Origin of the sequence: Actinomyces ruminis (assembly GCF_002154335.2) — a bacterium.
GTDB lineage: Bacteria > Actinomycetota > Actinomycetes > Actinomycetales > Actinomycetaceae > Actinomyces > Actinomyces ruminis.
The window spans coordinates 1-11314 of the sequence record NZ_MTPX02000052.1 but is presented as its reverse complement, the minus strand read 5'-3'; the positions used below and the strand labels follow the sequence as shown (position 1 = coordinate 11314).

9 protein-coding genes and 2 pseudogenes are annotated in these 11314 nt (G+C 70.4%); all 11 read right to left on the bottom strand.

From position 1 onward, the window contains the following. Nucleotides 1-1085, bottom strand: a 1085-nt coding sequence (gene trmD / locus BW737_RS10630; protein ID WP_099330373.1) for a tRNA (guanosine(37)-N1)-methyltransferase TrmD, incomplete at its 3' end; no start/stop codon positions are given. A gap of 44 nt (nucleotides 1086-1129) precedes the next feature. Continuing rightward, on the bottom strand, nucleotides 1130-1684 hold the full coding sequence (rimM, locus tag BW737_RS10625) for a ribosome maturation factor RimM (RefSeq protein WP_086616010.1): 555 nt from the start codon (nucleotides 1682-1684) through the stop codon (nucleotides 1130-1132). Between the two features lie 567 nt (nucleotides 1685-2251). Further along, a complete protein-coding gene (locus BW737_RS10620; RefSeq protein ID WP_086616011.1) occupies nucleotides 2252-2488 on the bottom strand; it encodes an RNA-binding protein in 237 nt (78 codons plus the stop codon). A 1-nt stretch (nucleotide 2489) separates the two neighbouring features. Further along, nucleotides 2490-2933, bottom strand: coding sequence for a 30S ribosomal protein S16 (gene rpsP, locus BW737_RS10615; RefSeq protein ID WP_086616012.1), 444 nt, complete (start codon nucleotides 2931-2933; stop codon nucleotides 2490-2492). 273 nt (nucleotides 2934-3206) lie between these two features. Next, nucleotides 3207-4691: an alanine/glycine:cation symporter family protein gene (locus BW737_RS10610; RefSeq protein ID WP_086616013.1), complete on the bottom strand. Its 1485-nt coding sequence runs from the start codon at nucleotides 4689-4691 to the stop codon at nucleotides 3207-3209. 108 nt (nucleotides 4692-4799) lie between these two features. Beyond that, a pseudogene (gene ffh / locus BW737_RS10605) lies at nucleotides 4800-6499 on the bottom strand (signal recognition particle protein). 167 nt (nucleotides 6500-6666) lie between these two features. Next, a complete protein-coding gene (locus BW737_RS10600; RefSeq protein WP_086616014.1) occupies nucleotides 6667-7014 on the bottom strand; it encodes a P-II family nitrogen regulator in 348 nt (115 codons plus the stop codon). After that, nucleotides 7011-8339, bottom strand: a complete 1329-nt coding sequence (locus tag BW737_RS10595) for an ammonium transporter (RefSeq protein WP_218961899.1) — start codon at nucleotides 8337-8339, stop codon at nucleotides 7011-7013. The genes BW737_RS10600 and BW737_RS10595 overlap by 4 nt, the downstream gene beginning before the upstream one ends. Nucleotides 8340-8465: 126 nt before the next feature. Continuing rightward, a pseudogene (gene ftsY, locus BW737_RS10590) lies at nucleotides 8466-9667 on the bottom strand (signal recognition particle-docking protein FtsY). Nucleotides 9668-9742: 75 nt separating this feature from the next. Then, nucleotides 9743-10096, bottom strand: coding sequence for a hypothetical protein (locus tag BW737_RS10585; protein WP_086616016.1), 354 nt, complete (start codon nucleotides 10094-10096; stop codon nucleotides 9743-9745). A gap of 134 nt (nucleotides 10097-10230) precedes the next feature. Continuing rightward, nucleotides 10231-11314: AAA family ATPase (locus BW737_RS10580; protein ID WP_257210729.1), on the bottom strand; the 1084-nt coding region annotated here is incomplete at its 5' end.

Below are 11314 nucleotides of genomic sequence, written 5' to 3'. Positions count from 1 at the left end.
CCACCGCGCTGTAGCCGGCCAGGGCGCCGGGCGGCAGGGCCGGGGTGTCGGGGACGGCCGGAGGGCGTGGGCAGGCCGTCGGGCAGTTCGGCCACGGTCAGGACCACGCGCGGGTCCGCCAGCCAGGTGGCTAGGCGCTCCGGGGACAGGTTCACGGCGATGTGGGCGGCGATCTGCTCGGCGGTGAGGAAGCTCGGGCAGGCGTCGGGGAAGGTGCGCTTCGCCAGGTCCGCGAGCGCGCCCAGGTCCGCTTCCAGCGCCGGACGCACCACCAGCGGCACCGGGTGGGCGGCGTCGGCCGGAGCCACCCAGCCGTTGCGGGTCAGGGCGACGCGGTCGCCTGCGTCCAAGCGGTTGGGGTTCAGACGGGCCATCAGGTCGGGTCGGCGCCCGGCGGTGCGGGCCACCGCCTGGTCGCGGCGGTGGCGGTCGATGCGCGCGTGGTCTCCGGAAAGGAGCACCGGCTCGGTGACGGCGAGGTCCAGGCCGCGCCAGGCCACGGGCCGGGTGTAGACGGGGTACTCCAGCAGGCCGGCACCCGTGTGCGACTCCTCGACGATCGAGTCGGGGTTGCCCAGCACACCGGGGCGCAGGCGGGCGATGGCCTCGATCATGACCAGCGCGGCGGCCTCCCCGCCGTTGAGCACGTAGTCGCCGATGGAGAGCTCACGCACCTCCACACCGCGCGCGGCATAGTGCGCGGCCACGCGGGCGTCGATGCCCTCGTAGCGGCCGCAGGCGAAGATGAGCTGATCGGCGCCGGCCAGGTCCTCGGCGGTGCGCTGGGTAAAGACATCGCCTGAGGGAGTGGGGATCACCAGCACCCGCCGGGGGACGGTCGGGGCGGCGGGTAGGGGCTCCGCCAGGATGTCGTCGAGCGCGGCGCCCCACACGTCGGGCTTCATCACCATGCCGGCGCCACCGCCGATCGGGGTGTCGTCCACGGTTCGGTGGCGATCATGGGTCCAATCGCGCAGGTCGTGGACGCGTAGGTCCAGCAGCCCGTCCGTGGCCGCACGCCCGATCAGGGACAGGTCGAGTACCCGCAGGTAGTCGGGGAAGATCGTCACCACGTCCAGGCACAGCGAGCCGGCGGCAGCCGACGCCGGAGCGGCCGGGGCCGGGCGCTTCACCGGGCCTCCTCCGCCTCGCCCAGGCCGGGGAACAGACCACCGGGCGGGTCGATGGTGACGGTGCCTGCGTCGGGGTCGATCTCGGGGACGAGCTGCTGAACGAAGGGGACGGAAACCTCTTGCCCCTCGGGGGTGCGCACCACCAGGCGATCCTGGGCCACACCCGGCTCCAGGCCGCTCACCTGTCCCAACTCCTGCGCGCTGCCGTCGGCCAACACCCGGATGGCCCGCAGGCCGACCAGTTCGTGGGTGTACCAGGCGTCGTCGTCCTCGGGCTCCTCGGTCTCGGAGTCCACCAGCAGCTTCACTCCACGCAGGGCCTCAGCGGCGGTGCGGTCCGGGGCCTCGACGAAGGTGGCGTAATAGCGGGTGCCGTCGAAGCGCAGTCGGGAGACGGTCAGGTGTCCGGCAGCGGCGGGGCCGGTGGCGGGGTCGACGGGGAGCACGGCGCCGGGGGCGAGCCGGCCCTCGGGATCGTCGGTGCGGATTTCCAAGCGCACCTCGCCCTTGAGGGCGTGGGCGGGGCCGATGAGGGCGACGGTTAGCAGCACGTGCCCAAACCTACCGCGCGTGCACCTACCGCACGCATCACCATCGCAAGCACCACATGCGCGTCAGCACCGCAAGCACCCTCTGCTGCGAGCTTTTGCCCCTGGTGTGCGGCAAATACCCGTACACCAGGGGCAAAAGCTCGCGGCAGGCGGTCTAGTAGCAGCCGGTAGCACTGAGTGTGCGTGAGGCTCACGCCCCACGACGAGCACAACCAACATATACGTCAGTTTGGACCGCCCACGTCGGTTTGGACCCCTTACGTCGGTTTGGACCGCCCACGCGGCACACAACAGCGGTCCAAACAGGGGACAGCGGTCCAAACAGACTTACGCGGTCCAAACAGGGGCAAGTGGTCCAAACCGGGGCAAGCGGTCCAAACAGCGAAGGCCGGCGGTAGGAATCCCCACGACACGCCGCGCTAAAGCACCACGCTCACGCCGACAACCCGTGCTTACTCCATCCCTTACGACGACGATTCATGCCTTGCGGCAGACATCTTAAAACGCCGCTGCCCGTGCCCCGAGGTGGGGTGCGGGCAGCGGCGGTAGTAGAACTGCGCGCCGGTGTCAGCGGCGGTCCGTGTCCACGACGTCCACGCGCACCGGCGAGTCGGCCAGTGCGCCGACGACCGTGCGCAGGGCACGGGCGGTGCGGCCCGACCGGCCGATCACCCGGCCGAGGTCCTCGGGGTTGACCCTGACCTCCAGCAGGTCGCCGCGGCGCAGCGTCCGGGCGGTGACGGTGACGTCGTCGGGGTTGTCGACGATGCCGCGCACGAGGTGTTCGAGTGCGTCGGCGAGCACGTCAGGCCTCCTCGGCGGGGGCCTCGGCCGGCTCCTCGTCCGCGGCGGCCGCCTGGGCCTCGGCCTGCTTGACGGCGGCGTCGGCCTTGCGCTTCTCGGCGTCGTCGGCGACGGCCTTGACGGCGGCCTGCTTGGCGGCGGCCTCGGCCTCGGCGTCCTTGACCTTCAGGCGGGGCTTGACGCCCTTCAGGCCCTTGAAGGTGTGATAGTCGCCGGTGATCTTGAGCAGGTTGAAGACGGCATTGGAGGGCTGTGCGCCTACGCCGAGCCAGTACTGGGCCCGCTCGGAGTCGATGCGGATAAGCGAGGGCTCCTGCATCGGGTCGTAAACGCCGATCTCCTCGATGACACGGCCATCGCGCTTCTTACGGGAATCGACGACGACCACCCGGTAGAAGGGTGCGAACTTCTTGCCGAGGCGCTTGAGGCGAATCTTGACTGCCACTTGGTTGAAACTCCTGGTTCTCGATGGTTTGGCCCATGCCGGTTCCCGGTGGGGTTACAGCAACGGGGGCCGGTTAGGGCCGAGACGCGATCGCACCGGGAGAGGGACCGGGAACGGTCGAGTACAGCCGTGCATTCTGCCAGAGCGACGCCGTCACATGCCAGCCGTGGAGCGCCCACGGCACGCCGATTCGGTGCGAGATCGCCCACAGGGTGCACCACTGTCCGCCCTGCCTCGGTCCACATCGCCCCGGCACGCCGGCGTCCTGGGATCTCAGATCTCCTCGTGGAGGCTCTCTTGCCGCAGGATGGCTCGGTCGGCGGTCCAGACGTCGCCGTCTAGCTCACCGGGCAGCAGCTGGTTGCCGGGAGCAACGAAAACCGGCTCGGCCACGCCGTCACGCCGCTGGGCGTCGTAGTCCCTCAGCGTGCCCACCACCCAGCCGGACAGCCATAGCACGGCCACCAGGTTCAGAATCGTCATCAAGGCCAGGGCCACGTCGGCCATCACCCAGGCCAAATCCAGGGCGACCAGCGCACCCAACCCGGTGGCGGCCGTCATGGCCAGGCGCAGGGCGATGCCCGCCTGTCGACCGCCGCCGAGGTAGCTGACGTTGATCTCGGCGAAGGCGGAGTATCCCAGCACCGAGGAGTAGGCGAAGGTGAGCACCACGAAGCTCATGAACCAGATGACCCAGTTGCCGGGCACGGCGTCCGCCAGGGCGTGTTGTACCAGCGTCGTCTCCGCCCACTGCGGCTCCACCCCGGGGGTGTAAACGGCAGGGGTGGAAAGCAGGATGGTCAGCCCCGTGGCGGTGCAGATCAGCAGGGTGTCCACACACACGCCCAGTGCCTGGATGAGTCCCTGGGTGACCGGGTGGGCGACGTCGGCGGTGGCGGCGCCGTTCGGGGAGGAGCCCTGGCCGGCTTCATTGGAGAACAGACCGCGCTTGGTGCCGTTGAGGAAGGTGGCGAAGATGCCGCCGCCGGTGCCGGCCAAGCCGGAGCGCAGGTTGAAGGCGCCGGCGAAGATGTCGGCGAAAGCGCCGGGGACCCGGTCGATGGACACGATGATGACCACGCATACCACCACCAGGTAGGCCAGGGCCATCAGCGGCACGAGCCATTCGGTCACCTTGGCGACCACCCGCATGCCGGCCAGGAGGATCGGCGCGGTCAGCGCCATCAGCACGATCGCCGTGACGGAAGTGCTCACGCCGTGCGCCTCGCGCAGGGTCAGGGCAATGGTGTTGGACTGCACCATTGGAAAGATGAGCCCGTAGGAGAACACGAGCATGACGGCGAACGCCACACCCATGTACCGGCCCAGGCCGCCGCCGATGCCGCGCCGCATGTAGTAGGCGGGGCCGCCCCGGAAGATGCCGTCGGCGTTGCGGACCTTGAACACCTGGGCGAGGGTCGACTCGGCGAAGCTCGTGGCCATGCCGAGGATCGCCACCACCCACATCCACAGCAGGGCGCCGGGGCCGCCGAGGGTGACGGCCAGGGCCACGCCGGCGATGTTGCCGGTGCCCACGCGCCCGCCCAGGCCGATCACAAAGGCCTGGAAGCTGGACAGGGAGCCGCGCTGGTGGCGGGAGTGCGCGACCAGGCGGATGGCGCGCACGAACAGCCGCAGTTGGACGGCGCGGGTGCGCACGGTCAGATACAGGCCGGTGCCCAGGAGGATCCAGACCAGAATGTTGCCGGAGACGAAGCTCTCGAAACCGGACAGGGCGTCGGTAAGTGCAGCGGACACGGTTCATTCCGTCCGTCGGGGATGCGGGGCGAGGGTGAGGCTACCCCAGGCGGCGGCTGCGGGTGATCCGAGGACGCAGGGCGGACGGCGTCGCCCGGCCCGCGCCGCTCAGCCCAGGCCGAGGTGACGGCGCAGATCCTCCGGCAGGGCGGCCATGGCGTCGGCGACCTCGGCGTCGGTGTCCTGCGACTGCGGTTGCGGCGCGGGTGCCGCGCCCTGCCCCGGCATAATGCCGTAGCTGGGGGCCGCTGGGGCGGCGGGCTGGCCCAGCCCGAAAGCGGAACCGGCCGGTGCCGGAGCCGGCGAGTCGCCCTCGTCGCTGGCCTTCCGGGCGCGGGCGGCGGCTGCCTCGCGCGCCTGTCGGGCGGCCTTGGCGGGGTTGCCGGAGCGTCCCTTCTTACCGCCCTTGCGCTTCTTGCCCTTGGGGGCCTGCCGGGCCTTGGAACGCTTGCCGGTGGATGGCAACGAGCCCATGCCAGGCATGCCGCCGGGACCGCCGAGGGCACCCGGCCCGCCGGAGGCCATGGCTCCATCATCTTCTTGGCGGCCTCGAACCGGCTGACCAGCTCGTTGACGGCCTGCACGGTCGTGCCCGAACCCTTGGCGATACGGGAGCGGCGCGAGCCGTTGAGGATGGACAGGTCGCGGCGCTCGGCCGGGGTCATGGAGCAGACGATCGCTCGATACGGTCGACCTCCCGCTCGTCGAAGTTCTCCAGGGCCTCGCGCATCTGTCCCATGCCGGGCATCATGCCCAGCAGCTTCTTCATCGAGCCCATCTTGCGGATCTGACGCAACTGGGACAGGAAGTCGTCGAGGGTGAAGGTGCCTGAGGCGAGCTTGGCGGCGGCGTCCTCCGCCTCCTTCTCATCGAAGGCGCGCTCCGCCTGCTCGATCAGGGTCAGCAGGTCACCCATGTCCAGAATGCGGGAGGCCATGCGGTCGGCATGGAAGCGCTCGAAGTCGTCCAGGCCCTCGCCGATCGAGGAGAACAGCACGGGCGCGCCGGTGACGCCACGCACGGACAGGGCAGCACCGCCACGGGCGTCGCCGTCGAGCTTGGACAGCACCACACCGGTGAAGCCGACCCCGTCGCGGAAGGCGACAGAGGTGTTGACGGCGTCCTGACCGACCATGCGTCCAGCACGAACAGGATCTCGTGGGGCGACACGGCGTCGCGAATGCGGATGGCCTGGTCCATCATTTCCGCGTCCACGCCCAGGCGACCGGCGGTGTCGATGACGACGACGTCGTAGCCATTGGCCCGGCCCTGCTCGACGCCGCTGCGGGCCACCGCGACCGGGTCGCCCACGCCGTTGCCGGGTTCGGGGGCCCACACGTCCACGCCGGCCCGCTCGGCCACCACGCTCAGCTGGGTGACGGCGTTGGGGCGCTGCAGGTCGGAGGCGACCAGCAGGGTGCGCTTGCCCTGCTGCTTCAGCCAGCGGCCGAGCTTGCCCGCCAGGGTGGTCTTACCGGCACCCTGCAGGCCGGCCAGCATGATGACGGTCGGGCCGCGGTCCGCCCAGTTCAGCTCCCGGGACTGCCCTCCAGGACCTCGATCAGCTCGTCGTTGACAATACGGACGACCTGCTGGGCCGGGTTCAGGGCCTGGGAGCGGGCGGCGTCCTTGGCCTTCTCCCGCACGGCGGCGGTGAAGGAGCGCACCACCGGCAGGGCGACGTCGGCCTCGAGCAGGGCACGGCGGATCTCGGAGACGGTGGCGTCCACGTCCGCTTCGCTCAAACGGCCCTTGCCGCGCAGCGAGTTGAACGAGGCGGTGAGCCGATCGGAGAGGTTGCCGAACACGCGGGGTCCTTCCTTGGCGCCGGGGCGCAGGTGGTTGGAGGGGTCGATGGTGCGCACTCACGCCGAGGTCCGGCGCAGCGCGGCGCACGCTTCAGGATAGCGGGGAGGGCCCGCGCCGTCCCACCTCGGGGGACGTGCGGGCCCTCACGGCGCTGTCCGGGCCGGCGTCATATCGCGTCCTCGCCGCGCTCGCCGGTGCGCACCCGCACCACCTCCTCCACTTCGGTCACCCAGATCTTGCCGTCACCGAGCGCACCGCCGCCGCTGCTGTGGGCAGCACCGGAGATGGCGCCGATGATGGCTTCAACCTGCGCGTCGGTGGAAAGTATCTCCAGGCGGAGCTTGGGCACGTAATCCACCTGGTATTCAGCGCCGCGATAGACCTCCGTGTGCCCCTTCTGCCGCCCCGCGCCCTGGGCCTCGGACAGGGTCACCCCACTGATGCCGACTAGTTCCAGCGCCGAAACGACTGCATCGAGCCGATAGGGCTGAATGATGGCGGTAATGAGCTTCATGGTTCAGGCCTCCTCGCTGGCAGCGATGACGGGGCGACGCTCCTGGCCGGCGACGACAGTGGCCAGGCGGCCGCCGGTGAGCGACTCGTACGCGGACTCGTAGTGTTCGGCCTTGTCGGCGCCAGGTGCTCAGCGTCGGCGGACAGTCGCCAGCCGCCCGGGGTCCGGGAGACGATGAACCAGCAAGCGGCTGTGGTCACCAGACTGAACCCGATCGCGACCAGGGCGACGAGCACCTGGACGACCAGCTGCGCGGCGCCGTGCCCGTACAGCAGGCCGGTGTCCTCGGAGAGGAAACCAACCAACACCGTGCCGGTCAGCCCACCCACCAGGTGGACACCGACCACATCGAGGGCGTCGTCGTAGCCGAAGCGGTACTTCAGGCCCACGGCCAAAGCGCACAGGACTCCGCAGATCGCGCCGAGCGCCAGCGCCCCGACCGGGGTGACGGAGCCGGCGGCCGGGGTGATGCCCACCAGGCCCGCGACGATGCCGGAGGCCGCTCCCAGGCTGGTGGCGTGGCCGTCACGCAGGCGCTCGACCAGCAGCCAGCCCAGGACCGCGGCGCAGGCGGCGGCCGAGGTGTTGACCCAGGCCAGGCCTGCCAGCCCGTCCGCCGTGAAGGCGCTGCCGGCGTTGAAGCCGAACCAGCCGATCCACAGCAGCCCGGCGCCGAGCATGGTCAGCGGCAGGTTGTGCGGTCGCATGGGCATGCGCCCGAAACCGCGGCGGCGGCCGATCAGCACCGCCAAAACGAAGCCGGCGACACCGGCGTTGATGTGGACCACGGTGCCACCGGCGAAGTCGATGGGGGCGGCGATGGAGCCGAACCAGCCGTCGCTCGAGAGCGCGCCACCGCCCCACACCATGTGGGCCATGGGGAAGTAGGACAGGGTCGCCCACAGCGGCACAAAGGTCATCCAGGCGCCGAACCGGGTGCGGTCGGCGATAGCGCCGGAGATCAGGGCGACGGTGATCACCGCGAAGGTCATCTGGAAGGCGACTCCTACGATTACGGGCACGCCGTAGTCGTCGAGTAGGAATGCGCCGGATGAGTCCGTGATCGCGCCGTGCAGCCCGAGCTGTTCGAACGGGTTGGCCAGTATGCCGGCCAAGTCGCTGCCGCCGTAGGACATGGACCAGCCGAACACAACGTAAAGGACGCCGACGACGGCGGTGCCGCCGAAGGACATCATCATCATGTTCAGCACCGACTTGGATCGGCTCATACCGCCGTAGAACAGCGCGAGCGCAGGAATGGTCATGAGCAGCACGAGCGAGGCGCTCACCAGCATCCAGGCCGTGGCTCCGGTGTCGAGGACCATGAGATCTCTCCCTTCCGAATATGCGGGAATTCGCACGGGAGAGAGCCAATCAGGGACGCGTTGGCGGCCGGTGTCGCAGCCGTGACACGCGCATGACAGGCAGCTGCAAGTTGTTGCAGCGGCGTTTCAGCTGAGCAGGGCGTCGACGAAACCCTCCGGGTCGAAGGGCGCCAAGTCGTCCGCGCCCTCGCCCAGCCCGACGAGTTTGACGGGCACGCCCAGCTCCCTCTGCACGGTCACGACGATGCCGCCCTTGGCGGTTCCGTCCAGCTTGGTCAGCACGATACCGGTGATACCGACGGCCTCGGAGAAGACCTGCGCCTGGCGCATGCCGTTCTGCCGGTGGTGGCGTCCAGCACCAGCAACACCTCGCCCACGGGGGCGACCTTCTCCATGACGCGCTTGATCTTGCCCAACTCATCCATGAGTCCGGCCTTGTTCTGCAGGCGGCCGGCGGTGTCGACAAGCACCACGTCCACGCCGTCGCGGGCGGCCGCGCGGGTGGCATCGTAGGCGACGGAGGCGGGGTCGGCCCCCTCACGCTCGGAGCGGACCACCTCAACCCCGACCCGCTGGCCCCAGGTGGTCAGCTGGTCGGCGGCGGCGGCGCGGAAGGTGTCGGCCGCGCCCATGACGGCGGTCTTGCCGTCGGCGACGAGCACGCGGGCCAGCTTGCCGCAGGTGGTGGTCTTGCCGGTGCCGTTGACACCGACCATGAGCACGGCGGCGGCCGGCTCGCCGTCGGCGGCATTCCAGCCCGCGGCAGGGGTGGGCTTGTCCAGGTTCAGGGAGCGGTCCATGGCCGGGTCGACCAGCTTCAACAGCTCCTCGCGCAGCACACCCCGGATGGCCTCGGGGTCGGAGGTGTCCAGGACCTTCGCCTGCGTGCGCAGCTCGTCCATGAGCGAGGTGGTGACCTCGATGCCGAGGTCGGAGGTCAGCAGCGTGTCCTCGATCTCCTCCCAGTCGGCCTCGGTGAGGTCGCCGCGGGACAGGACGGCCAGGATGGCCCGCCCGAAGCCGCCGGCGCCGGCCAGGCGCGAGCGCAGGCGCTGCATGCGGCCAGGGATGGACTCGGGACGCTCCAGGGTGGCCGGTGCGGCCGCCTCCGGGGCCGGCTGCTCCAAAGTCGGCTCCGTGGGGCGCTCCCCCGGCGCGGAGGGACGCTCCTGCGGCGGGGCGAGCAGGACGTCGTCGGCGCTGGTGGGCTGGTGGGGGCCGATCTCCGGCGGCACTTCGCCGCCGCGGTTGCGCCCCGCGTAGAACCAGATACCGCCGGCGACGGCGAGCACGACGACGACTATGAGGACGATCAGCAAGGGATCCATGGCCCCATCATGCCTGATCGCCCGCGGGGGCAGGCAAGTGTGGGCGCCTTAGGCGAGGGGGCGCCCATGGCGGCGCTAGTGCTGCGGCGCCGTCTCCCGGGTGCGGCGGGCCGCGGCGGCGTCCTTGTTGCGCCGCACCTCGGCGGCCTTGGATTCGGCGGTGTCCATGGCCTTCTCGACCACATCCACGAGCCCGGAGAAGGACTCGGTACCCACGTACACGGCGGAGTCGTCCCGGGTCATGAGGTCCTCAAGGCGCGCGTCCTGGGGCACCACCTTGACGGGCTCTTCCTTCTCCCGGGCCAACCCGGCCAACTCACGCAGCCGGTCACGCCAGGTGGCGACCGGGTAGCGCTCGGCGACGACCAGGCCGAGCACGATTAAGGCGGCGACGAGGACGACAGCGAGGGGGAGGATCATGGAGCCCATGGGCATAATTGTGCCTTCCGTTTGTCACAATGCCGCCAAGGCGGGCGGGCTGTGTCGCCCACCAGACAGCGCCGTGTTGGTCACAGTGGCTCACAGTTGCCCGCGCCAGCTGCTCGCCCACATGCTGGCCCGAGCTACTGGGCAGCGGATGAGAGCCGCTGGGAAACCGCCTGAGTGACGCCGTCGCGCATGGTGATGCCATACAGGGCGTCGGCGATCTCCATGGTGCGTTTCTGGTGGGTGATGATGATCAACTGGCTGGAGGCCCGCAGCTCGGTGAAGATGTCCAGCAGCCGCCCCAGGTTGGTGTCATCCAGGGCCGCCTCCACCTCGTCCATGACGTAGAACGGCGAGGGCCGGGCCCGGAAGATCGCCACCAGCAGCGCCACCGCGGCCAGCGAGCGCTCCCCACCGGACAGCAGCGACAGGCGCTTGACCTTCTTACCCGCGGGCCGGGCCTCGATGTCGATGCCGGTAGCCAGCATGTCGTCAGGGTCGGTGAGCACCAGGCGCCCCTCGCCGCCGGGGAAGAGCCGGTCGAAGACGATCGCGAACTCGCGGGCGGTGTCCGCGTAGGCCTGAGTGAACACCTCCTGCACCCTCTGGTCCACGTCCTGGACGATGCGCAGCAGGTCGGCGCGCGACTGCTTGAGGTCGGCCAGCTGCTCGGCCAAGAAGCGGTGGCGCTCCTCCAGGGCCGCATGTTCCTCCAGGGCCAGCGGGTTGATCTTGCCCAGGCGCGCCAGGTCCCGGTTCGCGCGCGCCAGGCGCTTCTCCTGTTCGTGGCGCACGTAGGGCCGGCCGGCCGGGCGCGCTCTGAGCTCGGACGGCGCGGCCTCGGCTTGCGCCTGCGCGTCGGCCTCACCGGTAGCGCCGTCCTGTTCTGCGGCGGCCGCAGCCGCCTGCGCATCCGGCACGAGCATGTGGGGGCCGAACTCCTCCACCAATGGGTCCAGTTCGAGCCCGAGCTCGTTCATGGCGCGCTCGGCCAGGTTCTCCAGGCGCAGCTTCTGCTCGGCGCGGGCGATCTCATCGCGGTGAGCGGCGTCGGACAGGGCGGCCAGTTCCCCGGCCAGGGCGTCCAGCTGCTTGCGCACGTCGGCGGCCGCGGCGGCGGCATCGGCGCGCTCGGCCTCGATGCGGACGCGTTCGGCCTGGGCCTGCTCCACCCAGGTGCGGGCGGTCTCGGCGGCGGCGCGGGCCTGGTCACGCACCTGC

What these genes read in the sequence shown, in the direction of transcription:
- BW737_RS10600 (WP_086616014.1), bottom strand. Translation starts at nt 7,014, where the DNA reads ATGAAGCTCATTACCGCCATCATTCAGCCCTATCGGCTCGATGCAGTC.
- BW737_RS10585 (WP_086616016.1), bottom strand. Translation starts at nt 10,096, where the DNA reads ATGGGCTCCATGATCCTCCCCCTCGCTGTCGTCCTCGTCGCCGCCTTA.
- BW737_RS10595 (WP_218961899.1), bottom strand. Translation starts at nt 8,339, where the DNA reads ATGGTCCTCGACACCGGAGCCACGGCCTGGATGCTGGTGAGCGCCTCG.